Source organism: Streptomyces sp. NPDC091209, assembly GCF_044757755.1.
GTDB lineage: Bacteria > Actinomycetota > Actinomycetes > Streptomycetales > Streptomycetaceae > Streptomyces.
On record NZ_JBIVVR010000016.1, the window covers coordinates 50638 to 76608 of the forward strand.

Consider the following 25971-nt stretch of genomic DNA (forward strand, 5'->3'; position numbering starts at 1 on the left):
GCTTCGCCGGAAGCTGCTGCCTGGATTTGCCGAACTCGATCTCTCATACTGACAGAGGTCCCTGTCTGCGAGGGCTGCGGACCAAGAGGCCACCCGAATCGTTCTCTAGGCGCACGGGTGGCCTCTTCCCTCCCCCCTTGGGAGTGTCCCGAGGCCGTGTTCTGTCGATTGTTCAGGACGCTTACCAAGAAGGGCAAACTGGCAGGTCAGGGAGCGTTCCTCCTAAACCGCTAGGAAAACTACCCCAATTTTGGGGTAGTTGATACGCCTAATACGCGAACCTAATACGCGAACCTAATACGCGAACCTAATACGCGAACCTAATACGCGAACCTAATACGCGAACCTAATACGCGAACCTAATACGCGAACTAGAGCCGACTCCAAACGTTTGGGGGTCGCTGTCCTGTGAACGGTCGATCAGGCACAGCACCCGCTCGTGTTGTACGCGACCTGCATCAAGCCGGGCGCCGGCGAACAGTGAGGGCCCTCGATGAGGCAGGGAAGGCTCAGGTGGGCCGACAGCGGCAGCCGTCAAAGGTGTCGCCTTGGTCGAGTCCCGCCCCCTATCGAGCGCTTCACGCTCCGTGGACCTAGCAGTGCCTGGGAGGGCAGGTGCCTCCCAGGCACTGCTAGGTCCACGGAGCGTACAAAGAGGCCGTCGGCTTGGGACGCAGCGTCTACGTAGGGCGGGCGGGCTCCGGGTGGACCTTGCAGGGGCTCAGTGCTCGTTTTGGGGCCTCGTCGAGACACCCCAGCAACTGGCCACAGGGGTCCGGGAGCCTTGACACGTTCCCGCCGGGCGAGCCCACTGCCTGTTGACAAGTGAGCGCCGGTCACTGCGGGCCGCTGGTACCATGCCTCGGTTCAGGGAACCGTAGTCCCTTAGACTGACCCGACGCCCGCTGCCGAGAAGCGTGAAAGAGGGACAGTGGATACGCCGCAGGACACTCTAGGAGCCTTGCCTGTGCAGGAGGCCTTGGTGATGCCCTTGAGTGGCGTGTTGCCGGGAGTCCGCAGGGCAGGAGCCCTGTCGCCGAAGCGGCCAGCAGTGGAGACTGCGGGGCTTGCGGATGTTTTCCCGTACTACGCTGGCTTTTCTTTCGAGTGGGCATGCCATCAACTGGCAGGGCACGAGGCCGAGCAGCTTAGTGGTGCGACCGTTCTGGACCCCTGGAACGGTAGTGGCACCACAACCCTTGCAGCGCAGAGCCTCGGTTTTAATGCGATTGGTCTGGATCTCAATCCTGTCGCAAACGTAATTGCCAAGTTGCGAGCTCAAGACTACTCGCAAATCGAAGAGATAAAACGTCCTCATGCGGATACTGGCGTGTGCGTAGACGATGATCCGCTAGCGGCTTGGCTTGCCGATCCTACTGTCCGCAGGATTCGACAGTGGTTCAAGACGGGCGAATATGTTGGAGGTCCTACCCAAGATTTGCTGATTGTTTCACTTTTTCGCGCTATTCGCGAGGTGACCAAACGGTTTGAGGGTAGCAATCCCACGTGGGTAAAGCGGGCCAAAGATTCCACTGAAAGAGTCCTGATCACGGGTGAAGAGCTAGATTCGATTATTGCGCGGCACGTCGGATTCGTTTCCTCGCGTGTTGGTGTCAAATCGCTGCGCCGACCAGTATGCGTAATTACGGCAGACTCTCGACAGATGCCGATTGCGTCCAACTCGGTCGACGTCATCGTCACTTCCCCGCCGTATCTAACTCGAATTGATTACGCTGTCGCCTACTCTCGAGAGCTGGCACTGCTCGGCGTTAACATCTCAAGCGATCGTTCTCTTCGGTCAGGCCTTATGGGGACCACGCTAATCCGACGGCAGGGGGAAACCTCTGCCGATTTTGGGAAAGTTGGATCGAACCTACTGTCGCTTATTCAGAAGCATGACAGTAAAGCGTCATCCGGGTACTACTTGAAGCAGGCTCAGCAGTACCTAGCAGATCTAGCGTCAGGTCTTGATGAGATTACGCGCGTGGCCCGGGATTCCGCGACGGCTCATCTCGTAGTGCAGGATTCCTTCTACAAGGACGTGCACGTGCCACTGGCTGACATCTGTATTGATGAAGCAACGATGCGGGGATGGGTTCTGAAAAACGAACCGGAACGCTTTCCGGTGCGCCGGACACTCACTTCGCTGAACAAGTCGGCTCGAACATACAAAAAGGGCGACGTAGTCGAGTCTGTCCTTACGTTCAGTAGGGGGTAATAGGGTGCCCAGCCACCTTAGCGCAGAAGAGCTGATCGAAGCGGTGGATCAGAAGATCACCGCCGTCCGAACGAAGAGTAACGATTTCTCCTTCAATGAACTGGCGGATATGTACGCCTCGGAGGAATTGATTATTGATCCAGATTTTCAGCGCATGTTCCGCTGGTCCGAGGGTGCGCAGTCACGTTTCGTGGAGTCGTTGCTCCTTGAGCTACCTGTTCCCCCGATTTTCCTCATTGAGAGAGAGAATCGGGTTTATGAATTGATCGATGGTCTGCAGCGTATTTCCTCCTATCTCCACTTTCGGGGTGAGCTCACAGTCAATGGCAGCCAAGTGCCGCCTCTTGTGCTGTCCGACTGTGACATCGTTCCCGAGCTCAATGGCTGCACATACGCTTCTCTTCCGAAAGCCCTTGAGATCAAGCTGAAGCGTAGCTACATCCGAGCGGAGATCCTTCGTAAGGAAAGCGACCCACGTCTTCGCTACTACATGTTCAAGCGATTGAACACCGGCGGCTTGGCGCTCTCTAATCAAGAGGTCAGGAACGCGACAATCCGCCTGCTGGCCAATGAGTTCAATCAGTTTATTATCGACCTGTCGGAGAATGTCGATTTCCGTATTTGCGTAGAGACGCTCACCGAGAAGGCAAGCAATGAGCGGTTTGATCAAGAACTCATTCTAAGATTCTTTGCCTTCAAGAACGCCGGCGCTCAATACAGGCACGATATTGCCGACTTCATGACTGAATACATGGAGGACGTCTCCGATCCTTCGGGTGTCACCCAGTTCGATTATGAGCACGAAAGGAAGGTATTCGAGAAGACCTTCCGCGTGGTCACGAAGCTTGGCGAACTGCTCGGTTGGGGCCCGAGGGTCTTGGGTACTGTTGGTCGAAATGGTGAGCCGCGCTGGCAATTCTCGGTCCACCATTTTGAAGGCATTGTGCTGGGGATGCAAGATGCTCTCAATAGAATCAACCTCGAAGATGAAGAGGAAATGCAGAAACTTGCCGAAGCGGTAAAAGATGGCAAGACCAACCCGGGATTCACCAAGGCTATCGGGGGAGGTAAAAACGACCGTATTTCTCTTCAGACCCGCATCGGCTTCTTCCGTGACAGCTTCACGCGAGCGCTGTCATGATGAATGTGTCCGACATGCGGGCCCAACTTGAGGCAGACATCCTCTGGCGCCTAGACGAAATACGTCACCTTCGCAACTTGCTCCTGCAAGGCGATGATCCAGACAAGGCTTCCGTATATTCTCTCCGTGCGATTCTGGTGATGCAGTACGCGCACTTGGAGGGGTTTACGAGAACCGCACTTTCTCTTTATGTCGATGCGATCAACAGCCAAGGTTTGTCAGCTAAATCATTAAGACCCGAACTCCTTGCGGCTGCACTCTCCGGCGAGTTTGACACGTTGCGTCGCGGTATACCTTTGGCCGGGGACGAAGGGAAGATGACTTCCCGCGCCCGTCACCAGATTGCCTTCGTTCAACGTCTTCAAGAGCTCAATGAAGGGCCCATTTCTATCGCCGCGGAGGTGGCTGTGTCGATGGAGATGAACCTAGGGTCAGATGTCCTAAAGAAGTGCCTCGTCGCCTTGGGTATCTCCGTAGAGAAGGTAAAGCGTGACCAATATACGGCAATTGACTTTGTGAAAAATGTTCGGAACGATATCGCGCACGGCGGGCGCAAAGAGAAGATTCCAGGTGGTCTTTTCTCTGCGCATCTCAAAAAGTGCGAAGAATTCATGAACGAGTTGGCCCGCGTGCTAACAAGGGCGCTTAGTGAGAAGTGGTTCCTTGCGCAGGCCGAGAGCGAGGCCACGGGCACCGCTTAGCTGCCGGAAGCGAGGTCGGCGGATCGGCTTTGGGGTGCCGCTGCTTTGGGGCGAGTGATCATGGCCCGTAAAGCCGTGGATCCGGCCGCCCCAGCCACGACGTGCCCCTATCTGGGATCAGGTGGCTGATTGCTTTGTGCGCGGCACGGGCGCCAGCCAGCTTGGAGTGGGGCGGTGGCAGGAGCGCAGGCTTGGCCGGGGCGGGGCCGCCGCAGGGAACGGAGCGAGCCGCCTTGAACCAGGTAGGGGAAATTCCACGTCCTCCTGGTCGTCCCGCTGTGAGGCGCAGATCGGATCGGAAGTCACCTCCGGCTCCTACATCCAGTGAAAGGTCGGCTTCGCCGACGGGCTGAAACACCCAGGGTGTTGCAGCCGTCTGTGACCGGACAGCCCGGACAGCGGCCCAATGAACTGTCCGGACCGTTTGTGCAGGTGAGAGTGCTAACCGGACAGTCGGACAGCCCGGACACCTTCAAGCACGGGTCCTTCAGACCCGGACAATCTGTCCGGGTTCGCTCCTGCTCAGTGCCTCACACTCGCCGTGGGGCTGTTGGAGGCCGAGATCGCCTACTAGCTCCCCGCCGCGTCGGTACCGTGAGAGATGCCCCTACTCAGCAGCGGGAGGCAACACCCCATGCGTGGTCTTGGAGATCACCTCAGCATCGGCGAGCGCATTGCGTTCTACCGCAAGCGCCGCGGCTATACGCAGGAGGTGCTGGCTGGCCTGGTCGGTCGTAGCACCGACTGGCTCGCGAAGATCGAGACGGGGCGGCGGAAGCCGCCGCGCATCGACATGCTCGCGGAGTTGTCCCGCATCCTGCGTGTCCAACTCGGAGATCTGCTTGGGCAGACCGTCCTCATGGAGGATGAGCGGCAACAGGATGACGTCCCCGCTGTGCGTGACGCCCTCATGAGCCCGCGCCGCCTCTCACGCCTGCTGTTCGGTCCCGATGCTGAGGCTCAACTCCCGAATCCCGCACCCGTGGCTGTACGTGTGGAACAGGCGTGGAACGACTACCAGGGCGGACGGCTCGGCACTGTCGTCGCTGCACTTCCTGCGTTGCTCCAGACTGCACAGGAGTTGGAAGAGCGAGCAGCGCGGCGCGGCGAAGAGCGCGGTGATTGCTGGGCAGTGTCGGCCCGTACACACCATCTCGCCGCTACAACGCTGGCGAAGATCGGCGAATCGGATATCTCTTGGCTCGCTGCCGAGCGTGCGATGCGAGCCGCTGACGAGTCGGACGACCCGCTCGTGCTGGCGTCCGCGGCACGGTCCGGCACCCATGCCCTACTCGCCAACGGGCGCTACGACGATGCCCTCGAATTGGGCAACGCGGCCGCAGCCTGGCTGGCGTCCCAGGTGTCCGTGCACGATCCAGCGGCGCTCAGCCTGCTTGGGATGATCCATCTCCGAGCGGCTGTCGCCGCAGCACGGTATCAAGACCGGCCGACGGCTACGGGCCTGTTAGATCGTGCCGAAGAACTCGCAGGCGACCTCGGGTCGGATGAAAACTACTGGCAGACCGGTTTTGGGCCGACGAATGTCCTGCTCCATCGCTTGTCCATTGAGCTGGATCTCGACAATGTCTCGTACGTTGTGGAGCACGGCCGAATCAACGTCGACCACATGCCGCAGGAGCGCAGCGTCTCGCATCGCATCGACTACGCACGCGCCCTGTCGCTCGCCGGCCAGGGTGACGAAGCATTCACTGCGCTACGTATGGCCGAGCGCACTTCGCCGCAGCTCGTGCGCAACAATCCGAGAGTGCGCGAGACGCTCAGGGACCTGATCAAGCAGTCCCCCGTGACCAGCGGATCGCGTTCATCCGAGGTGCTCGTGATGGCTCAGCGGTGCAGGGCGGTGCAGTGAGTTCAGGCAAGCGTGGGGTGCTCGGCGTGGTCGGATCCGCAGCTGGAGGTGTTGAGGCGCTGCGTACTGGCCTTGTCGAGCCAGCGATGGCGCGAGGCTGGCAGGTGGCTGTCACTCTGACGCCGACTGCTGGTCAGTGGCTGCGAATGAGCGGCGAGGTTGACCGGCTGGAAAAGCTCACCGGCCTGCCTGTACGTGACGAACCGCGTCTACCTGGTGAGGCTCGACCACATCCAGCGGTCGACTGTTACGCGGTCGCTCCTGCTTCGGCCAACATGGTTGCCAAGCTCGCGGTCGGCCTGATGGACAACCAGGCTCTGACCCAGGTTGGTGAGGCTATCGGCACCCTCGGTCTACCGGTTGTCGTCTTCCCGCGCGTGAACGCGGCGCATGCTCGCCATCCCGCGTGGCAGGGCCACATCGACGTCCTCGTCGCCGGGGGAGTTCGTATCGTCTACGGCCCCGATGTCTGGCCGTTGTACGAGCCAAGGGAAGCGCCGGCCGGACGGGACCTGCCGTGGGCGGCCGTGCTGGACGCCGTGGATGCGGCCACTCTCTGACGCCCTGTCCTCCCTGACCTGCACGAAAAAGAGGACCCGGACACTCTGTCCGGGTCCTCGCCTGTTGAGGGCCGCATGCTCGTTGGCATGTCAGGGATCAATGATCGGATCGGCGAGTTAGGAGGCTTAACTCCTGCGGAACTTGCCGTGATCGAAGCGAGTTTGAGCAAGGCACGCGCCACGGCAGAGCAGCTGGTGAGGCGTGCGGATGAACTCATTGCGAGGGTGGAGTCTCGTCGCCGACAAGGTGTTCCAGGCGGTCCAGCCGCTCACCGAGCAGGCGAAGTGCGTCATGAATCGAGCTGAGTTCTGCCGCGAGGGCGGTGAACGCCGGACTGCTGCCTGGCTCGGTCCCGAGCGGCAGCGATGGGTCACGGACGAACGTTCCGCGGCCTTGTTGAGTGAGAACCAGCCCCTCGTCGCGGAGTTGGCCATACGCGCTCTGCACAGTCATGAGCTGTACGCCGAGGTCTTTGGCGAGTTTGCGGGCGGCGGGAAGCTGATCTCCCGGGTCGTACCCGGGGCGCGGTCCCGTGATCTTCTCGCGGAACTCCGCAGCGATCTCCTTGGCCGTGGGGGCCTGCCTGTGCGCGTCTGGGCTCTGCTCCATAGGTCCGAGAGTAGCTGGACCTAGGTCAATCTCTGGTTTTCGGCCCGACCCTGTTGACAGTCAGATTGACATAGGTCAATCTGAAATTGCGGCGCCGGGACTCCCCAGCAAGGTCGCCCAACGTCGCGGCTCTCCCTGCTCCTTCGACCCTGGAGAACGTCCATGCGCACATACGTAGGCCATCAACAGGCGGTTTCCGCTGATGACTTCGTAGAACTCGCCCTTGGCACCCCGGTTGAACTGTGGCTCGGGGTGGAGGGCGAGACGGACGAGGAGCGCGCGGCCCGCTTGGATGCGGCGCGCGACATCCTCGCCGACTACCCGCATCTGCCCGACGACGTGAGTCGGATCGCCGCTGAGGCGATCGAGGCGTACGCGCCGGAGCTGTTCAATGTCATCCCGCTGGCCCGTCCCGCCGGCCGTCGCCCGGTGCGCAAGGGGGCGGCGGCATGAGCGAGGACCCGAACTTCCAGAACCGCATGTTCCTGGAGAGCGAGGCCGTCTATCAACGCATCCTCGACGGCCAGGTCGGCGACGTGGAAACCGAACTGATGGAGGCACAGCTCCGGGCCTCGCAGGACGGTGAGAGCGCATGAGCGCGCCAGAGACCATCGAGCGTCCGGTCGTGCCGCCGCTGACGACGCCGGAACTGTGGCTGTTAGGCGCGGTCGCCGTGCTCGCGGCCGGGGTTGGCGGCCTGGGCCTGGCTTCTTCCTTCGAGGCTGTGTCCGCGGCCGGGGCGCGCTGGGGGTTCGCTTCCCCGTGGATGCTGCCGGTGGGCATCGACACGGCGATCCCGGTGTTCACCGCGGCGTTCCTGCTGCTGATCCGTACGGACATGCCGCTGGGCTGGGTGCGGTTCGTGCCGTGGGCGCTGACTGGGGTGACGTGCTGGCTGAACATCGCGGCCGGGCACTCGCTCTCCGCGAAGCTCGCGCACGGCACGATGCCGCTGCTGTGGGTGGTCCTGTCCGAGGTGGCCGCGCACGTCTACGCCTCCCGGATCGGTGCCGTCACTGGTCGGCGGATGGAGAAGATCCGGCGCTCTCGCTGGCTGCTCGCCCCGCTGTCGACGTTCGCCCTGTGGCGCCGCATGACGCTATGGGAGGTCACGTCCTACTCCGATGCTTTGGGGCGGGAGCGTGAGCGGCAGTTGGCCCGTGCGGAGCTGCGCGAGCGGTTCGGCTGGCGGTGGCGTTCCAAGACGCCGCGGCCGGAGCGGGTGCTGTTGAAGCTGGGTGAGCTGGCCCCGGCCAGTGACGACCTGTCGCCTGTTCCGCCGCAGGACCCGGAGCTGCCGAAGCAGGAGACGCCCAAGCCGCCGCGCAAGCGCACCGCCAAACCCAAGGGCAAGACCGGCAAGGCGCCGCGGACTCCCGCTGAACTGCTGGCCGAAGCCCGCGAGGCCACGGCCGGGTGGGTGGATGACGCGATCAATGCCGAAGCGATCCGCACCACGCTGCACTGCTCGGCCGCGAACTCCCGCGTGCTGCGGGACCTGCTGCTCAGTGAGCGCGCGGACGGCCGGCGCCTGCACCCCATCGACAGCACCGACAGCGGCGAGGGGGCGGCAGCGTGAGCACCCAAGCCACCGCCCTGCTGTCCGCACTGGCCCCGGCCGCAGGTTGGGCCGTCCACGCCTGGAGGCTGTCAGCCCGTCTCAACACGGCACGGCGTGACCCGCTGACCGGCTTATGGACCCGCGACGGGTTCACCCGCCGCGCCACCGCTCTGCTCAAGGACCCACGCGCGGTGGTGGTGCTGGCCGACGTGGACCGCTTCAAGCAGATCAACGACACCCACGGGCATCCGGCCGGGGACGCGCTCTTGAAGGCGACCGCCGACCGGCTCACCCACTACGTCCAGGACTCCGGTGTGGCTGGGAGGCTCGGGGGCGATGAGTTCGCCGCCGTCGTCATCGACGACCACGGGACCGCGGGCGACCTGCTCGCCGTTCTGCACGGCGTGCTCGCCCGTCCGGTCGACGGCCAGGACCCGGCCGTACACACCACGGTTTCGCTCGGTTGGGTGCGCGCCGCGGACTTCCCCGACGACGATCTGTCGGGGCTGCTGCGGCGGGCGGATGAGGCGATGTACGCGGCCAAGCAGTCCCGCGCCGGAATGCGCCGGGCAGGTCTTGGCTGGCTGTTCGCCACGGTCAACGGTCGTCGTGCCGGCCGGACCGGCGCTCGCACCGATGCGCCGGTTGTTGGGGTGGGGGCCTGATGTCCACGGCGTTCGGCAAGTGCTACGACCCCGACGGCACGCGGTACGGGGTCCCCACCTACCCGTGGCACTTCGCCCCCGACGGCTACGCCACCCGACGACAGCTCCGGGACCGCGGGCTGCGGCCCGGCGGACAGCCGATCGCCGCGCAGGTGATGCGCTGCCACCGGGGCCGGAAGTCCGGGGTGCAGGTCGCCTACCTCTACCGCGTCGACCGCGCCCGCCCGGTGCGGCCGATGACCTCCCGCAAGTGGGGCGCGCTCGCCCTGGCGATGCTCGCCCGCCGCACCTGCCCGCAGTGCCGGTTGGACGCCGGATACGTCATCCCGACCTCGCTCGGATTGTGCGTGTCCTGCGCCTACCCCGAGGAACAGCGCGCCGCATGACCCCCGCGGCGGGCCCGACCGCCCACCTCCTACAGCGACGGCCGGGCCCGACCTTTCCCTCCCGAGAGAAGGAACTGTCAGTGAAACACCCCGACGACGACAACGAACTCTTCAACCGGCTCGAAGCCGAACTGACCGACCCCGCAGGCCCGGCCGGGGGCGAGGTGGTCGACTTCGGCAAGGCACGGACCGCGCGCGGCGAGTCGACCGACCCGGCTCCCGACCCGTCGACCGCCCCGAGCCCCGACCCGTCGGCCGACTCCCGGCCGTCGAAGTCGGCCGACCCGGAACCGACCGAGTCGGCCGACGGACGGCCGACCCTGGTCGACAGCACCGTGCCGACCGTGTCCGGCCCCGGCGTCATCGACCGCATCAAGAACTCCAAGCGGCTGGACGTCTTCCCGGCCTGGCTCAAGTCGGGCCACGAGTTCAAGGAAGCGCTCGGCTGGCTGGCCGGGCACGCCTGGCACACCGTCGCCTTCCACGCGGTCCGCGTGCCGTTCGTCTACCTGCCCAAACTCGCCTGGCGCGCCCCTCGCGGCGCCCTCAACACCCTTGGCAAGGTGGGCCGCTGGTCCGTGGACGCCGAGGGCGAGGCCCTGCGCCAGTACACGGCCACGAACGAGCAGGTCGACGAGTACCTGAAGCTCTCCCGGCAGCGCGACCGCCGAGTGCGCCTGCGGATGATCCTCACCGTCCTCGGGGCCGTCTTCGCTCTCGGACTCGCCCTGTTCCTGGTCTACGGCGCGGAGCCGATGACGCAGGTCATCGCCGCCGCGGTGGCGGTGCTCGGCTTCGGCCTGGCCGGGGCGCCAGCGGATGCGCCGCTCGCGACGCGCGCGGTCGTCAAGACCGAGGTGCAGAAGCTGACCAGCGACATCGTGGTCAAGGCCATGGCCTCCATCGGCATCGGCCAGATCACGTCCGCGGTCGCCAAGGGACAGGACGGCATCAAGTTCGTCGCCCCGATCACCCGCGAGGGACCGGGCTGGCGCGCCGACATCGACCTGCCGCTCGGGGTGACCCCGGCGGACGTGGCGGACCGGCGGGCCCGGCTCGCTTCCGGCCTGCGCCGCCCGCTGGGGTGCGTGTGGCCGGACGCCGACCCCAACGAGCACGAGGGACGCCTGATCCTGTGGGTCGGGGACCGGGACCTGTCCAAGACCGGCATCGTCAAGTGGCAGCTCGCAGGCGCCCGCCGGCACGACGTCTTCAAGCGCGTGCCGTTCGGCATCGACCCGCGGGGACGGGCTCAGGCGGTGCCGCTGATCCAGCACAACGTGCTGATCGGCTCGCAGCCTGGCCAGGGCAAGACCGCCTCCGTGCGGGTGCTGGCCTGCGGTGCGGCCCTGGACCCGTCGGTGGAACTGTGGCTGCACGAGAACAAGGGCACCGGCGACCTGGACGAACTCGAATGCGTCTCGCACCGGTTCGTCTCCGGCATCCATGACGAAGCGATCGAGTACGCAGCCGACTCACTCAAGCTGCTGCGCGCCGAGGTCATGCGCCGCGCCGCGGCCATCAAGAAGCTGCCGCGGGACTTGTGCCCGGACAAGCGCATCACCCGCGCCATCGCAGACAAGCGCTCGCTCAAGCTGTGGCCGCTGCTGGCCGTGTTCGACGAGTGCCAGAACCTGTTCGCCCACTCCAAGTACGGCAAACAGGCAGGTGAGGACGCCGAGTTCATCATCAAGCTGGGCCGTGCCCTCGGGGTGATCCTGGTCCTGGCCACCCAGCGCCCGGACAAGGACTCGCTGCCAACCGGGATCAGCGGCAACGTGTCCATCCGCTTCTGCCTACGCGTCGCGGGACAGGTCGAGAACGACATGATCCTCGGCACGTCCGCGTACAAGAACGGCGTGCGCGCCACCTCCTTCCGCCCGGAGATCGACGCAGGCAACGGCTACCTCGGAGGCGCCGGCGCGCTGCCGGTCGTGGTGCGCACCGCCTACCTGGACGACAACGCCACCCACGCGATCGCTCAGCGGGCGCTCGCGCTGCGCAAGGCCGAGGGCACGCTGTCCGGCGTCGCCATCGGGGAGGAGGCCGAGAGCGCGGCCGGGCCGTCCTACGACCTGCTCGCCGACGTGGCCGCGGTCGTGCCGGCCTCGGAGAAGCGGGTGTGGAACGAGCGGATCGCCGCCCGGCTCGCGGAGCTGCGGCCGGAGATCTACGGCGGCTGGAAGGGCGAGAACGTCACCAGCGCGCTCAAGCCGCACGGCATCAAGACCACCGGCATCGCCGGGACCACCGACGACGGAGAGCGCACCACCCGCCGCGGAATCGTCCGCGACGACCTCACCACCGCGATTGCGGAGCGTGACGGAAACCGGGGCGCCGCCTAGCCCCGCACCACCGCTACCGGTAGCGGGCCCACCTGCTACCGGTAGCACCCCCGCTAGCACCACAAACAGCATCCGATCAGGGATCTAGCGGATAGCACCCCACCTGCGAAAACCCCGGAAAACGGCCCGGAGGGACCCCGATGACCCCCATAGCCCTCGCTATCGCATGCCTGCTCGCCATCACACTCTGTTACGGCGCTCTGTGTGCGGGGAGCCCGTTCGGCACCTGCCGCAAGTGCAACGGCTTCGGCTTCGCCACCACCACCGACCGCAAGGGACGGCCCAAGCGCGGCAAGCACTGCCGCCGCTGCAAGGGCCGCGGCAAACGCGTCCGCATCGGCCGCTGGCTCTACAACCGCGCCTCACGGATCTACCGCGCAGGCACCCGCTGACACGAAAGGAGGCCACCCCATGGCCGTGACTGTCTCCCTGGTCCTGCTCTTCGGACTCGTCCTGTTCTTCCTGCTCCGCTCCAAGTCCCTCGGCTACGGCGCCGCGTTCATCGCCGCGATGTTCGGGTTCTTCCTCGCCTCGACCGGCGCCGCCGGACCCATCAACGAACTCACCCGCGCCGTCATCAACGCCATCCCCGACCTGTGACAGGAGTCCTGCCGTGAACGAACAGATCATCGCCCGGCACTGGCTCGCCCTCATCGCCCCCAAGGCAGCGCCCGCACTCGCCACGTCCACCGTGCTGATCCTGGCCCGGATCTGGAACGCCAACGGCGGCGAACACTCCATCGGTAACGCCGTGCTGATGACCGCGCTCTCGCTCGCCGCAGCGACGGCCGGCGTGTGCACGAGCATCGGCCGCGCCGGAGACCCGGTGATCGCCGGAACTGCGTTCGCTGCCTCCGGAGGGCTCGCCCTCGCCGGAGTTGCCGGATACGCCGACGGCCCCTCGCTGCCGCTGCTGCTGTGGGTGCTGACCACCGCCGTCGCGTACGGGCTCGCCGCGCGGTACTGGCGTACCGACCGCCGCGAGCGCGTCGCGTACGAGCGGCACGTGAGCGACCGGCGAGAGGAACGAGCCCACATCGAGCGCGTCGAGACCATCCGCGGCACCACGCAGATCGAGGTGGCCCGCACTGGCGCCGTCTACGCCGAACAGCTTGCACAGGCTCTCGTCACCCGTGCCGCACTGCCGGGCTTCGACCCCACGGCCCTCGAAGCGGTGGGCCTGCCCCAACTCCCCTCCACCGAGAGCAGTAAGGAGAACCGCTCATGACTTATCCCGTCGCGCCGTTGGAGGGCGGCAACATCAGTTTCTGCACCGGTTCCGGTGCGCTGGACCAGGCCGTGGAAGCCGTCACCGGCCTGCCCACAGTCCTGGTCGGTGAGAAGGACCCGGCCGCGTCCCGGCTGCTGGCCGCCCGCCTGCCCCACGCCCGCAACCTGGGGGACATCACTGCGGTCGACTTCGCGGCCCTTTCCGCCTCGCTGCCGCGCCCTCGGGCGTTGACCGCCGGGTTTCCCTGCCAGGACATCTCCAACGCCGGACCTCGGGGAGGGATCGCCGGTGACCGATCAGGACTGTGGAAAACCATCGCCCGCGCCATTCGCCACCTTCGACCCCGCCTCGTCTTCCTGGAGAACGTCGCCGCCATCCGCAGCCGCGGGCTCGACGTCGTCGCCGCGGACTTGGCCGCGCTCGGGTACGACGCGCGGTGGATGTGCCTACGCGCTGGAGATCCCGAAGTCGGAGCCTGCCACCGCCGCGACCGCTGGTTCGCCGTCGCCTATCCCGCTGCTGAAGACCCCCACCTCACAGCTGGGACGCAACGGCGGACCCCAGCACCCGGACAAGCGCAAAGCGGGCGGGCACGGGCCGACGCTGGAGGACGAAGTGGTCTTCTTGCTGCCCCCGACGGCCACCTGAGGCTGCTGCCCACCCCGGCCGCGGCCGACGGCACCGGCGGCCCCGGCACCTCCCCCAAGCGGCAGGGCGGGATGAACCTGCGCACCGCCGTCACTTTGCTGCCCACCCCCGCGGCACGCGACTGGAAGTCCGGCGCCTCCAACCTGCTCGGGACCAACTCCCGCCCACTCAACGAGGTGGTCGTCAACCTGCTGCCCACCCCCAAGGCGTCCGACGGACCGCACGGCGGACCCAACCAGCGCGACACCGCCGGGAACTACTACCTCCCCGGCCAGGCCGTACGCCTGGACGGCCGATGGGTGGCCACCAACGACACCGACTACGGACCCGCCATCCACCGCTGGGAAGCGGTTCTGGGACGTCCCGCGCCCGAGCCGACCGAAGCGGGCACCAAGGGAAACCGGCGCCTGTCCCCGGCGTTCGTCGAATGGATGATGGGCGCCGATCCCGGCTGGGTCACCGGCACGGACCTGGGACTGTCCCGCTCCGACCAGCTCAAGATCCTCGGCAACGGTGTCGTCATCCACCAAGCCGCACTCGCCTACCGCACGCTGCTCGCCACCCTCGCGAGCGAAGCCGCAGAGTCCGCACCGGCCCAGCTCACCCTGGATATCGCCTAGCTACGCCGCGGCGGCGGGACTCCCCAGCAAGGTCGCCCGCCGCCGCGGTTCTCCCTGTCCACCCGAAAAGAGAGAACAGGAACCTTCAGCATGCCGCACACGGACGGCTCTGCCCAGCTCACCTCAGCGCTCGACGCAGCGTCACGAGGCTGGCACGTCTTCCCTCTGATCCCCGGAGACAAGCGCCCCGCCCTCAGCGACTGGGAGCCCCGCGCCACCACCGACCCGCACCGCATCACCGTCGCGTGGTGCGTCGGCGCCTTCAACCTCGGCATCGCCACCGGCCCCTCCAAGCTGGTCGTCATCGACCTGGACCGGCCCAAGCACGACAACGACACCCCGCCGGCGCACTGGGCCGAACACGGCGTCACCGACGGCGCCGACGTCCTCGCCGTGCTCTGCGAACGCCACGGCCAGTCCTTCCCCTCCGACACGTACACGGTCCGCACCTGGAGCGGCGGCACCCACCTCTACTTCACCGCCCCCGAAGGCGAGCCCCTGCGCAACACGGCCGGGGACAGCGCCCGCGGGCTCGGCTGGAAGGTCGACACCCGCGCCGTCGGCGGACTCGTCGTCGGGGCGGGCAGCACCTTCAACGGACGCCCCTACGAGGTCAGCCACGACGCCCCCGCGGCGCCGCTGCCAGGCTGGCTCGCCGAACTCCTGCGCCCCGCTCCGCTGCCTCCGCAGAAGCCGATCAGGGTTGCCCTGTCCGGTCGCGGCCGTCGTACCGGGTTCCTGCGGGCCGCGGTCAACGGGGAAGTGCAGCGGGTCACCACCTCCGGCGAGGACCAGCACAACAACGCCCTCTACATCGCCTCCGTTGCACTCGGGCAGCTCGTCGCCGGGGGCGAGTTGAGCGAGGCCGACGTGACTGGCTGGCTCCTGACCGCGGCGCTTCAAGTGAGGCAGGGCGAGCGCGAGGCACGTCGCACCATCGCTTCCGGCCTGCGGGCCGGGGTACGGCGCCCCCGGACAGTCGCCGCGTGAGCGCCAACCCGATTCCGCCGCTGCACCTGTATTCCGTGCCCAGCGATCCCCAACCGTCGGCCGTGCCGCCGCCGAAGCGGGAGCGTCCGCGGACCGCGTGGACGGCTGATCAGCTCATGGCTGCGGAATTTCCCGAGCCGAAGTGGGCCGTGCCCGGCATCCTCGCCGAGGGCGTGAGCCTGCTCGCCGGACCGCCGAAGGTCGGGAAGTCCTGGCTTTCCCTCGGACTCGCCCTCGCTGTCGCAGCCGGAGGCCAGGCTTTCGACTCCGTGCCGGTCGACGGCGGCCCCGTGCTCTACCTCGCCCTGGAAGACACCCCGCGCCGTCTTCAGACCCGCATGGGCAAGCTCCTGGGAGGCCAGCCCGCACCCGCCGGGCTCACCCTCGTGACCGAGTGCCCGCCCTTCCCGCAGGGCGGTACCGAGGCCATCGCGCAGTGGCTGGACCGCAATCCCGACGCCCGCATGGTCGTCATCGACGTCTTCGCCAAGATGCGCGGACAGGCACCACAGGGCGTGTCCGCGTATGACGCGGACTATGTCTCTGTCGGCTACGCGAAGCGCCTTGCGGACCACTACGGCATCGCGGTCGTCCTGGTCCACCACGTCCGCAAGGCAGGCTCGGACGACTTTCTGACGGAGGTGTCCGGGACCAACGGCATCGCGGGTGCCGCGGACGCAACGCTCGTACTGAAGCGGGCGCGCGGGCAGGCGGACGGCATCCTGCACGTCACCGGCCGCGACGTGGACGAAGCCGAGTACGCCCTCAGTTTCCAACCGGCCTCCGGAGCCTGGCACTTGCTGGACGGTCCGGCCACCGACCACACCGTCGGAGACACCCGCGCCGTGATCCTCCGGTACGTCCGTGCCCATCCCGGCGCGAAGCCCAAGGACATGGCGGGCGAGCTGCCGCACGTCGACATGGACACGATCCGCCGGACCTGCGCCCGCATGGCCGAGGCGGGACAGCTCACCAGGGACGCCGGCGGCTGGTACTACCCGGACACCGAGACCCGGACACAGGGCGCCCCGGAGGTGTCCGGGCTGTCCGGCTGTCCGGTTAACCCCCCTGAGCTGCAAGAACGACCCGGACAGTCGGAATTGGAGCTGTCCGGGCTGTCCGGGTCGACCGAAGCCGAAGGGACGGCGGTATGAGCGCCCGCGCACTGGACGAGAAGTTGACCGTCGCCGAGGTCATCACTGATCTGAAGGTGGCTCCGTCGACCTTCTACCGGTGGCGTCAACTCGGGAAGGGCCCGCGCTCGATCAAGCTGCCGAACGGCGACGTGCGCATCCGCAGGTCGGAATACGAGCGGTGGCTTGCGGAGCGGGAGGACGCCGCGTGAGCACGACCGGAGACACCCCGGCTCTCCGCCCCCACGGGGAGGGCCGGCCGGGGTACTCCCTCGACGTTCGGCTGTGGAAGGTCACGAAGGTCGACCGGAAGGCACGTCCGTATCAACTCCGGTGGGTCGTGGGCGGGAAGGTGAGCAGCGCGACCTTCGCCACGTCGGCACTCGCCGAGAGCCGACGCTCGGAGCTCCGGCAGGCCATGCGCCGGGGCGAAGCGTTCGAGATTGCGAGCGGACAACCTGAGTCCGAAGTCCGCGCGGCGGCTGACGCGGCGGCAAAGGCCGTTGAGGCCAAGCCGTCGTTGCGGTGGTTCGAGTTCTGCCGGAAGTACGTCGCCGGGCGGTGGCGCATGAGCGCCGCGAAGACGCGTGAAGGCATCGCGGACGGGCTCGCGGCCGTGGCGCTGGCCATGGTGAAGCGCGGGGACGACGCACCTGACGACAAGGACCTGCGGCTGGCCTTCCGGTGGGGGATCGTCCCCGCGAACGCGGGGGAGGATCCGCCGGCCGAACTGAAAGCCGCGTACGAGTGGCTCACGACGCAGGACAGGCCAGTTGCCGATCTGGTGGACATCGGGGTGTTCGAGGACGTGGTGTACCGCCTCAGCTATCGGCTGGACGGCACCCCGGCGGCGGGGGAGACGTACAGACGGCGGCGGCGCGCCTTGAACACGGCCCTCGAATACGCAGTCGCAGCCAAGGAACTCCCCGGGAACCCGCTCCAAGGAGCCCGCGGAAAGCGCGTGGGCTCCGCTGGGGTGGTGGACCGCCGCGTGCTCGTGAACGCCGTACAGGGGCGCCAGTTGCTCGCTGCCGTCTCGTACGTCGGCTCGTGGGATCGCAGTCGCGGGCGCCGCCTGGTGGCGTTCTACGGGGTCCTGTACTACGCGGGACTCCGGCCTGCTGAGGCGGTTGGGCTGAGGCTCTCTGACTGTCACCTACCGGAGAAGGGTTGGGGCACGTTGACGCTGCGGGAGACGCGTCCCGTCTCTGGCAAGCAGTGGACCGATTCGGGGGAGCGCCACGACCGCCGGGGGCTAAAGGCGCGCGAGGCGGACACGGACCGCCCGGTCCCTATCCCGCCCGTCCTGGTCGCCATCCTGCGGTCTCACCTGAAGGAGTTCGGGACCGCCAAGGAAGGGCGGGTGTTCGGCAACGAGCGCGAGGGAGTGGTCGGTTCGTCGACGTACTGGCGCGTGTGGGAAGAAGCGCGAGTGTTCGCCCTCCCACCGGAGCGCGTCGAATCGCCGCTCGCCGGACGCCCGTACGACCTGCGGCACGCCTGCATCACGAGGTGGTTGAACGCCGGGGTCCCGATCGCTGAGGTGGCCCGACGGGTCGGCAATTCTCCTGAGGTGATCCACCGGCGCTATCACGGTTGCATCGACGGGCACGAGGAAGCCGCCAACGCGAAGATCACAAAGGCGTTGGAAGAGGACGGGGACTCGGCATAGCGCGGTCCGTGTCACCGCGCTGCGAGGGCGGTCCGGAAGGCTCGGACCGCCCTCTAATTCCCTGATCGGCGCGGACGAGATAAGCTCCGAGGCCGACATCGTCGGGCTGGAGGAGATTGGCGAGCTCGATTACGGTTGCTAGAGCATCGACTGGCTGCCCACATCACTAGGTAGTAGCCGGCGTCCATGGGTTGCCGATTGGCGCCACTCCATCCGAGTGCACCCAGTAGAAGCCGAACTGATGGGGGCCAGTCTGAAACAGCGCAGCCTCGCCACGCTCGATCGCGTTGAAATAGCCACCCATAAGCATGCCGATTAGGGCAGCGTCTAGCTCGTCGCCGACCACTTCACCCAGTTTGGCTGCAAACGCTTGTGGTTCGAGCGGCCACGGGTAGCGCAGCCCCGGCTCTGCGAGGGGTGGCCACGAGCAGAGAGCCCCGTCAGTCAACTCAGAGACTGACCAGACCTCGATGTGTTTGGCGTGTTCTTGGACGATGAAGCCTCGAAGCAGCGGGAAGGGGTTCTCGCTACTCACGAACTCAGGCAGGTTCCCCATCACCATGGTGCGTAGGAACAGGCGAGACTCAGCAGGCCAGTTCGCGAAGGGAGTGGTCAGACATCGCTCACCCTGGGAGTCAACGGGCTCCGCAGGCACGGAGGCGAGCAGGGGGTGTTCCTCGCTCGGTTGGGGCGCTCCGCTGGCGCCTGCTCGGCCCTCGATGGCTTGTCCGGCATGGGCTTCGCCTGGCGATTCGGTCCGCGTCTCGTCGAGAACCTCCTCGGGCCTGAATCGGCTGCCTTGTGCACCGCCGGGTGCGGTGAATGGCATGTCGACGGTTGCCTCCGTCATCCCGAGACACGTCAGGCATTCCCCCGTGCAGTTGTTCACGGCGCGATCCCACAGCAGCGGAATATGTCCCACCATCCCGGCCGATTCGTAAAGTGGGATACCAAGAGGGTCGGCGAAACGTCGATGCGTCGGAGTCGGTGTCGAGGCGTCATCGGGCGATTGGTCAGGCACCATCGGCTTCCCTTCATCGACTGGGAACCGTGGCGTCCGCAGCAGGAGCTTGTAGAACTCGTCCTCGTCGGGGCCGGGGAACAGTTCGGTGGTGCTGAGCAGGGTTGACCCGCTGTATAGCTCGGCCGGAGCTGGGAAGGTTACCGCGATGCGCGCCAGGAGAAAGGGTACGTAGCTGCCGTCGTCTGGAAGTAGGCCCGACCCGCTCTGTCTGTGCACTCGCAACGCCGATGTCGGCACATTGGACCTTAGGTCCAGCAAGTGAGGTGAGTCGCTGTCAACGGCAAACACGAATACGAACCCTGGTTCGACTCTCCCGTCGTCATCGTCCTTTACCGGTTCGTGGCGAACGATGTCCAACATCAGCAGTTCGGACAGGTCGATATGGACGTGCTCATGCTCAGGGCTCGCATCGTCGACCTCAGCCAGCGGACGGGGTGCACACCCTGTCGAGGCCGTGTACTTGTGGCGCGCGAACCAAAGTCCGACCATTTCGTCGTCGGTGACGTCGATGAACCAGCTCCGGAACCCGTAGTGCTGTAGGACACCCATGACCGCAGCCGGGCTTACGGATCCGCGGCCGGAGCCGACGAGTGTGGCGTACGCCGTCGTCTCCCATGCATGCCGTAGGAGATCCCGGCGAATCCGGTCTTCGTCGTCCACCGGCGGCCGCTCTTCCGAGGACTGCGGCTCGTAGCCATGAACCTGCCCACGGAAGAAGACTTGCTTGCCGTCATCTCGGTTCTTCAGCGACTTGCAGATGCGCTGATACTCCTCAAGTGAGTGCGCAGTGAACTCCACTACATCTCGTCGGCTGTCGCTTCCGTCGCTTGTACCGGCAGGTGCCATCGGCTCTCTTCTCACAGGTGGCGCTGGCCATCAAGGTGCGCGCCAGTTGGAGTGTTGGCCCTTCTCTTGTCTGGCGTCTCACCGCTTCGACCACAGCAGCTTTACGTCAGTACGACGATAATAGCGGACGTGGGTCAGCGTAGACAGGTGCTGGCCCCACCGCTGTCGCGTCGGCTTGGGTCTTCGATCACGCCGTGAAGCTTTTCGGTCTAGGCATGTCCACACACGTCCGCACAGCCCCCGGCGTCGTCAGGGGGCGCCCTGCGTATGAGCGGGGCGGGGCGGGCGTATCGCGTGTATCGCAGATAGTGCGCGAACAGTGAGAGAGAACGAGAAAGAGCGGGAGTCAGTGAGACTGACTCCCGCTCTCTCATCTAGGCATCCGCCCAGCTCAGCGCTTGATTCAGGCTGGCTGTGTGGCGAGTGCCCCCGGCAGGATTCGAACCTGCGCACACGGCTCCGGAGGCCGTTGCTCTATCCCCTGAGCTACGGGGGCGTGTCGGGCGCTTTGTGTGCGGCGACGGGTAGAACCCTACCAGCTCTTTCAGGGGTGATCGCCACGTGTTTTGGTCGGGGCCCGGTGGTGTTGCGGGGAGTCGGGGAGGGCCGGGGGAGTGCCGGGCGGGTGGGGTGCGCCCGGCGTGGGTGGTGGGGTCCGCACGGGGTGGAAGTGGGGAAAACCCGGACGCGGCGGTGGGCGCGGACCTACTCTCGAGTTGTGCCAGGCGTGTCCGGTCGGGTGCTTGTTGTGGACGACAACAAGGTCATCCGGCAGCTGATCAGGGTCAACCTCGAGCTGGAGGGTCTCGAGGTCGTGACCGCGGCTGACGGTGCCGAGTGTCTGGACGTCGTCCATCAGGTTCGGCCCGATGTCGTCACCCTCGACGTCGTGATGCCCCGGCTCGACGGGCTGCGCACCGCCGCTCGGCTGCGCGCCGATCCGAGGACGCGGAATCTTCCCCTCGCCATCGTCAGCGCCTGTACGCAGTACGAGGTCGAGACCGGGCTCGACGTCGGTGTCGACGCCTTTCTCGCCAAGCCCTTCGAGCCCGCCGAACTCGTGCGGCTGGTACGGCAGTTGATGGAGCGGGGCGAGGTGGGCGGTGGCGCGGGCGGCGCCGTCGAGGAGACCGAGCGTGCGGGGCGTACCGGTCACTGAGCTGTGCCCGGTTGCGTGGTGGGCGAAGCGGCCCGGTTGTGTGGTGGGTGAAGGGGTTCGGTCGCGTGGTGGGGCAGGGACCCGACGGCATGGTGGGGCAGCCCCCCATTTCCAGCGGCCGTCGCCAGAGCCCCCTCCGGGAGAGCACCCCCAACCCCATCGACCGCCCCCTGCCCCCCCCGAAGCGCCGGAGCACCGCCTTCGCCGTAGCGCCCCCGGCGACCGCCCCCTGCCCCCGGAGCGCCGAAGCACCGCCTCCGCCCCAGCCGCGCCCCCGGCGATCACCCCCTCCCCCGAGGCCGAGCCCCCATCGACGCCCCCTGCCCCCCGAAGCACCGCCTCCGCCTCCGCCTCGGCCCCAGCCGCACCCCCCCGGCGACCACCCCTTCCCCCGAGCCCGGCCCCCCACCGCCCCCATCCCCCCGTCCACATCCCGGACCATCGTCTAAACCGGCTCGCCTACCCACCCCCCTCCTCCCCTAGGCTTGTCCCGTGACTCCCGTTGAGCTCTCTCGTGTCGTGCTGGGCGCGGTGCGTCGTGCTGTCGACGTGGGGGAACTGGGTGTCTCCGTGCCCGCGGGTGCGGCGGTCACCCCGCCGGGGCCGGGTGGGTGCGGGGACTACGCGACGAGCGTCGCGTTGCGGCTGGCCGGTCCGGCCGGGCGGCCGGCTCGGGAGGTCGCCGAGATCCTGCGGCCGTACATCGCGGGTGCTGCCGGGGTCGCCGACGTGACCGTGACCGGGCCCGGGTTCCTCAACATCACTCTCGGGGGTGGAGCGGTCGCCGCCCTGGTGGGAGAGGTGTTGGAGCGGGGGGCGCGGTACGGGTACGGCGACTCCCTCGCCGGGCAGGTCGTCGAGCTGCGCGTGCCCCACGAGACCCGGGCCGAAGTCGTCGCCGACACCCTCGTACGGATCGTCGCCACCCAGGGCGGACGTGCCGAGGTCCGGCACGCGGAGCCCGTGAACCTGCGGCCCGTGCCCGTGCCGGCGGCCGAGGACCCCGCCGGCCTCGGCCCCGACGCCTCGCGCTGGGCGCTGCTGCATCCAGCGCCCCACGACCGGCCCCGGATCAGCGCCGACCACCTTCTCCAGCGTGAGAGCAACCCGCTCTTCCGTGTTCGGTACGCCCATGCCCGCACCCGGGCCCTGCGCCGCAACGCCGCCACCCTCGGCTACTCCGGTGCCCACGAGGACGTACATCCTCCGAACGGTTCCGGTGGTCTCGTTGTCGCCGACGCCGTTCCCGATGAGGGCGGCTCGCCGTCGTCCACGCCCACCCCCTCGGCGGAGGGCTCGCCCGCACCCACGCGCGCCCATTCGGCGGAGGACTCGCCCACCCCCCGTGACACCCGTGGCCTGGCCGTCACCCGCATCCGCCGTACGGACGTCCCCGTCCCTTCCCACCAGGACGAAGCCGATCTCCTCGCCGCCCTGGCCGACTATCCGCACGCCCTGTGTGTCGCCGCGCGGCATCGGGCGCCCGATCGGCTGGCGCGGCATCTCGTGGTGACCGCCGACGCTCTTCTCGGTTTCCAGCACGTCGTGCTGCCGCTCGGCGACGAGAAACCCTCGGCCGCCCACCGTGCCCGGCTCGCGCTCGCCGAAGCCGCCGGGACGGTGCTCGCCGGTGGCCTGTCCCTGCTCGGCATCAGCGCACCCGAATACCTCTGACCAGCAGATGACCCAGTAGAAGACACAGCAGAAAGCTCTACAGACATGAGTCGTTCCGCACACCCCGCCGGACCCCGCCACGCCGATGTCTTCGCCGAGGGCCACTACAGCGCTCCGCCCGCCGACCTCAACGCCCTCGACCCGAAGGTGTGGTCGCACACCGTCAGCCGTACGGACGACGGTGTCGTGCGCGTCGGCGGGCTCGAAGTCACCGCGCTCGCCGAGGAGTTCGGCACGCCCGCGTACTTCCTCGACGAGACGGACTTCCGTGAGCGGGCGCGTGCCTGGCGCACCGCGTTCGGGCACGACGCCGATGTCTTCTACGCGGGCAAGGCCTTCCTGTCGCGCGCCGTCGTGCGCTGGCTGTACGAGGAGGGGCTCAACCTGGACGTGTGTTCCGGGGGTGAGCTGGCGACCGCCCTCTCCGCCGGGATGCCCGCCGACCGCATCGCCTTCCACGGCAACAACAAGTCCGGGGACGAGATCCGTACGGCCGTCGAGGCCGGGGTCGGGCGGATCGTGCTCGACTCCTTCCAGGAGATCGTGCGGGTGGCTCACGTTGCCCAGTCCCTGGGCAAGACGCAGCGGGTGCAGATCCGGGTGACCGTGGGCGTCGAAGCGCACACGCACGAGTTCATCGCGACGGCGCACGAGGACCAGAAGTTCGGGATCGCGCTCGCCGACGGGCAGGCCGCCGAGGCCGTACGGCGGGCACTCTCTCTCGACGCGCTCGAACTCGTCGGGATCCACTCGCACATCGGCTCGCAGATCTTCGACATGGCCGGCTTCGAGGTCGCCGCCCGACGCGTGGTCGCGCTGCTGGCCGCCGTGCGCGACGAGCACGGGGTCGAACTGCCCGAGATCGACCTCGGCGGCGGTCTCGGCATCGCGTACACCAGCGACGACGACCCCCGTGAGCCGCACGAGATCGCCAAGGCGCTGAGCGAGATCGTGACGCGCGAGTGCGAGGCCGCCAAGCTGCGCACGCCGCGGATCTCCGTGGAGCCCGGGCGCGCCATCGTGGGCCCCACCGCGTTCACGCTGTACGAGGTCGGCACCATCAAGCCGCTCGACGGGCTGCGGACGTACGTCTCGGTGGACGGCGGCATGTCCGACAACATCCGGACCGCGCTGTACGACGCCGAGTACAGCGTCGCCCTCGTCTCGCGCACCTCCGACGCGGAGCCGATGCTCGTGCGCGTCGTCGGCAAGCACTGCGAGAGCGGTGACATCGTCGTGAAGGACGCCTTCCTGCCTTCCGACCTGGCCCCGGGCGACCTCATCGCGGTCCCGGCCACCGGCGCGTACTGCCGGTCCATGGCCAGCAACTACAACCACGCGCTGCGCCCGCCGGTCGTCGCCGTGAAGGACGGCGCGGCGCGGGTGATCGTCCGCCGCGAGACGGAGGAGGACCTCCTGCGCCTCGATGTCGGGTGACGTCAGGTGACAGGGGGTGACGTCAGGTGATCGGATGTACGGGTGAGGACGGGCGGAAGATCTCCTGTCGTCGCCTACCAGAAAAATGAAATGGACGTCTCACGATCCGGACGAAGGGTAGAAACTCCCGTCCGGTGAGTGAGACTGGTCCAACCGAAGACGGTATGAGGAAACGAGGTCGGATGATGCGTACGCGTCCGCTGAAGGTGGCGCTGCTGGGCTGCGGGGTTGTCGGCTCAGAGGTGGCGCGCATCATGACGACGCACGCCGACGATCTCGCGGCCAGGATCGGCGCCCCCGTCGAGCTCGCGGGCGTGGCCGTCCGCCGGCCCTCCCGGGTGCGCGAGGGCATCGACCCCGCCCTGGTCACCACCGACGCCACCGCCCTCGTCAAACGCGGGGACATCGACGTCGTCGTCGAGGTCATCGGCGGCATCGAGCCCGCCCGTACGCTGATCACCACCGCGTTCGAGCACGGCGCCTCCGTCGTCTCCGCGAACAAGGCGCTGCTCGCCCAGGACGGTGCAGCCCTGCACGCGGCGGCCGAGGAGCACGGCAGGGACCTCTATTACGAGGCCGCCGTCGCCGGCGCCATCCCGCTGATCCGGCCGCTGCGCGAGTCCCTCGCCGGCGACAAGATCAACCGGGTGATGGGGATCGTCAACGGGACGACCAACTTCATCCTCGACAAGATGGACTCCACGGGTGCGGGCTATCAGGAGGCTCTCGACGAGGCCACCGCGCTCGGGTACGCCGAGGCCGACCCCACCGCCGACGTCGAGGGCTTCGACGCCGCCGCCAAGGCCGCCATCCTCGCCGGGATCGCCTTCCACACGCGCGTGCGCCTCGACGACGTCTACCGCGAGGGCATGACCGAGGTCACCGCCTCCGACTTCGCCTCGGCGCGGGGGATGGGCTGCACCATCAAACTGCTCGCCATCTGTGAGCGGGCCGCCGACGGGGGCTCGGTGACGGCGCGCGTGCATCCCGCGATGATTCCGCTGACCCACCCGCTCGCCTCCGTGCGCGGCGCGTACAACGCCGTGTTCGTCGAGTCGGACGCCGCCGGTCAGCTGATGTTCTACGGGCCCGGCGCCGGCGGCGCGCCGACCGCCTCCGCCGTCCTCGGCGACCTGGTGGCCGTCTGCCGCAACAAGCTCGGCGGTGCCACCGGCCCCGGCGACTCCGCGTACACCCAGCTGCCCGTCTCACCCATGGGCGAGGTCGTCACGCGGTACCACATCAGCCTCGACGTGGCCGACAAACCTGGTGTCCTCGCCCAGGTCGCCACCGTCTTCGCCGAGCACGGAGTGTCCATCGACACCGTGCGTCAGTCGGGCAAGGACGGCGAGGCCTCCCTCGTCGTCGTCACCCATCGTGCGTCCGACGCGTCCCTCGCCGGGACCGTCGAGGCGTTGCGCAGCCTCGACACCGTGCGGGGTGTCGCCAGCATCATGCGGGTTGAAGGAGAGTAACCAGC

25 protein-coding genes and 1 tRNA gene are annotated in these 25971 nt (G+C 67.2%); 23 read left to right on the top strand and 3 right to left on the bottom strand.

Annotated elements, in window-relative coordinates:
- Window positions 1-931 precede the first annotated feature (931 nt).
- The 5 genes from ACIQRL_RS34825 to ACIQRL_RS34845 all read left to right on the top strand — a co-directional run bounded on the left by ACIQRL_RS34825 (window position 932) and on the right by ACIQRL_RS34845 (window position 6490).
- Window positions 932-2218, top strand: coding sequence for a DNA methyltransferase (locus ACIQRL_RS34825; protein ID WP_401339140.1), 1287 nt, complete (start codon window positions 932-934; stop codon window positions 2216-2218).
- 4 nt (window positions 2219-2222) lie between these two features.
- On the top strand, window positions 2223-3359 hold the full coding sequence (locus tag ACIQRL_RS34830) for a DUF262 domain-containing protein (protein ID WP_401339142.1): 1137 nt from the start codon (window positions 2223-2225) through the stop codon (window positions 3357-3359).
- A 14-nt stretch (window positions 3360-3373) separates the two neighbouring features.
- Window positions 3374-4060 (top strand): MAE_28990/MAE_18760 family HEPN-like nuclease, encoded by a 687-nt coding sequence (locus ACIQRL_RS34835; RefSeq protein ID WP_401339331.1) that lies wholly within the window; start codon window positions 3374-3376, stop codon window positions 4058-4060.
- A gap of 634 nt (window positions 4061-4694) precedes the next feature.
- Window positions 4695-5930 (top strand): helix-turn-helix domain-containing protein, encoded by a 1236-nt coding sequence (locus ACIQRL_RS34840; protein ID WP_401339144.1) that lies wholly within the window; start codon window positions 4695-4697, stop codon window positions 5928-5930.
- Entirely contained in the window at window positions 5927-6490 is a 564-nt protein-coding gene (locus tag ACIQRL_RS34845) for a flavoprotein (RefSeq protein WP_401339146.1), read from the top strand. The genes ACIQRL_RS34840 and ACIQRL_RS34845 overlap by 4 nt, the downstream gene beginning before the upstream one ends.
- A 214-nt stretch (window positions 6491-6704) precedes the next feature.
- Here ACIQRL_RS34845 and ACIQRL_RS34850 read toward each other — a convergent pair whose 3' ends face one another.
- Window positions 6705-7100 carry a GntR family transcriptional regulator gene (locus ACIQRL_RS34850; protein WP_389856306.1) on the bottom strand — a complete coding sequence of 132 codons (396 nt, stop codon included), beginning with the start codon at window positions 7098-7100 and terminating at the stop codon, window positions 6705-6707.
- Window positions 7101-7262: 162 nt separating this feature from the next.
- Between ACIQRL_RS34850 and ACIQRL_RS34855 the strand changes: the two genes are divergently transcribed.
- The 14 genes from ACIQRL_RS34855 (at window position 7263) to ACIQRL_RS34920 (ending at window position 18351) form a co-directional block, all read left to right on the top strand.
- Complete coding sequence (locus ACIQRL_RS34855; protein ID WP_401339149.1) at window positions 7263-7553, top strand: hypothetical protein; 291 nt, start codon at window positions 7263-7265, stop codon at window positions 7551-7553.
- The gene (locus tag ACIQRL_RS34860; RefSeq protein WP_401339151.1) at window positions 7550-7696 is read left to right on the top strand and encodes a hypothetical protein; all 147 of its coding nucleotides are present in this window, start codon (window positions 7550-7552) and stop codon (window positions 7694-7696) included. The genes ACIQRL_RS34855 and ACIQRL_RS34860 overlap by 4 nt, the downstream gene beginning before the upstream one ends.
- A complete protein-coding gene (locus ACIQRL_RS34865) occupies window positions 7693-8679 on the top strand; it encodes a DUF2637 domain-containing protein (protein ID WP_401339153.1) in 987 nt (328 codons plus the stop codon). Before ACIQRL_RS34860 ends, ACIQRL_RS34865 begins: the two co-directional genes overlap by 4 nt.
- Window positions 8676-9326 carry a GGDEF domain-containing protein gene (locus ACIQRL_RS34870; protein ID WP_401339155.1) on the top strand — a complete coding sequence of 217 codons (651 nt, stop codon included), beginning with the start codon at window positions 8676-8678 and terminating at the stop codon, window positions 9324-9326. The genes ACIQRL_RS34865 and ACIQRL_RS34870 overlap by 4 nt, the downstream gene beginning before the upstream one ends.
- Entirely contained in the window at window positions 9326-9712 is a 387-nt protein-coding gene (locus tag ACIQRL_RS34875) for an RRQRL motif-containing zinc-binding protein (RefSeq protein WP_401339157.1), read from the top strand. Before ACIQRL_RS34870 ends, ACIQRL_RS34875 begins: the two co-directional genes overlap by 1 nt.
- Window positions 9713-9792: 80 nt before the next feature.
- Window positions 9793-12057, top strand: a complete 2265-nt coding sequence (locus ACIQRL_RS34880; protein ID WP_401339159.1) for a cell division protein FtsK — start codon at window positions 9793-9795, stop codon at window positions 12055-12057.
- A 140-nt stretch (window positions 12058-12197) separates the two neighbouring features.
- Window positions 12198-12449: a hypothetical protein gene (locus tag ACIQRL_RS34885; RefSeq protein ID WP_355209257.1), complete on the top strand. Its 252-nt coding sequence runs from the start codon at window positions 12198-12200 to the stop codon at window positions 12447-12449.
- Between the two features lie 19 nt (window positions 12450-12468).
- Window positions 12469-12657 carry a hypothetical protein gene (locus ACIQRL_RS34890; RefSeq protein WP_164192113.1) on the top strand — a complete coding sequence of 63 codons (189 nt, stop codon included), beginning with the start codon at window positions 12469-12471 and terminating at the stop codon, window positions 12655-12657.
- Between the two features lie 13 nt (window positions 12658-12670).
- Window positions 12671-13285 carry a hypothetical protein gene (locus ACIQRL_RS34895; RefSeq protein WP_401339162.1) on the top strand — a complete coding sequence of 205 codons (615 nt, stop codon included), beginning with the start codon at window positions 12671-12673 and terminating at the stop codon, window positions 13283-13285.
- Window positions 13282-14556: a DNA cytosine methyltransferase gene (locus tag ACIQRL_RS34900; protein ID WP_401339164.1), complete on the top strand. Its 1275-nt coding sequence runs from the start codon at window positions 13282-13284 to the stop codon at window positions 14554-14556. The genes ACIQRL_RS34895 and ACIQRL_RS34900 overlap by 4 nt, the downstream gene beginning before the upstream one ends.
- Before the next feature lie 90 nt (window positions 14557-14646).
- Window positions 14647-15546, top strand: coding sequence for a bifunctional DNA primase/polymerase (locus tag ACIQRL_RS34905; protein WP_401339166.1), 900 nt, complete (start codon window positions 14647-14649; stop codon window positions 15544-15546).
- Between the two features lie 35 nt (window positions 15547-15581).
- A complete protein-coding gene (locus ACIQRL_RS34910; RefSeq protein ID WP_401339333.1) occupies window positions 15582-16700 on the top strand; it encodes an AAA family ATPase in 1119 nt (372 codons plus the stop codon).
- Window positions 16697-16891 carry an AlpA family transcriptional regulator gene (locus ACIQRL_RS34915; RefSeq protein ID WP_067029612.1) on the top strand — a complete coding sequence of 65 codons (195 nt, stop codon included), beginning with the start codon at window positions 16697-16699 and terminating at the stop codon, window positions 16889-16891. Before ACIQRL_RS34910 ends, ACIQRL_RS34915 begins: the two co-directional genes overlap by 4 nt.
- Window positions 16888-18351: a tyrosine-type recombinase/integrase gene (locus ACIQRL_RS34920; protein WP_401339168.1), complete on the top strand. Its 1464-nt coding sequence runs from the start codon at window positions 16888-16890 to the stop codon at window positions 18349-18351. The genes ACIQRL_RS34915 and ACIQRL_RS34920 overlap by 4 nt, the downstream gene beginning before the upstream one ends.
- Before the next feature lie 166 nt (window positions 18352-18517).
- Here the strand turns inward: ACIQRL_RS34920 and ACIQRL_RS34925 are convergent, their stop codons facing one another.
- Entirely contained in the window at window positions 18518-20173 is a 1656-nt protein-coding gene (locus ACIQRL_RS34925; protein ID WP_401339170.1) for a hypothetical protein, read from the bottom strand.
- Window positions 20174-20645: 472 nt separating this feature from the next.
- Window positions 20646-20717, bottom strand: a tRNA-Arg gene (locus ACIQRL_RS34930).
- A gap of 168 nt (window positions 20718-20885) precedes the next feature.
- Here ACIQRL_RS34930 and ACIQRL_RS34935 point away from each other — a divergent pair.
- From ACIQRL_RS34935 to ACIQRL_RS34950, 4 genes are all read left to right on the top strand, one after another.
- The gene (locus ACIQRL_RS34935) at window positions 20886-21380 is read left to right on the top strand and encodes a response regulator (RefSeq protein ID WP_401339172.1); all 495 of its coding nucleotides are present in this window, start codon (window positions 20886-20888) and stop codon (window positions 21378-21380) included.
- Between the two features lie 492 nt (window positions 21381-21872).
- Window positions 21873-23054 carry an ArgS-related anticodon-binding protein NrtL gene (gene nrtL, locus ACIQRL_RS34940; protein WP_401339175.1) on the top strand — a complete coding sequence of 394 codons (1182 nt, stop codon included), beginning with the start codon at window positions 21873-21875 and terminating at the stop codon, window positions 23052-23054.
- Window positions 23055-23099: 45 nt separating this feature from the next.
- Window positions 23100-24491, top strand: coding sequence for a diaminopimelate decarboxylase (gene lysA, locus ACIQRL_RS34945; protein ID WP_401339177.1), 1392 nt, complete (start codon window positions 23100-23102; stop codon window positions 24489-24491).
- A 182-nt stretch (window positions 24492-24673) separates the two neighbouring features.
- Window positions 24674-25966: a homoserine dehydrogenase gene (locus tag ACIQRL_RS34950; RefSeq protein WP_401339179.1), complete on the top strand. Its 1293-nt coding sequence runs from the start codon at window positions 24674-24676 to the stop codon at window positions 25964-25966.
- Window positions 25967-25971: the final 5 nt, after the last annotated feature.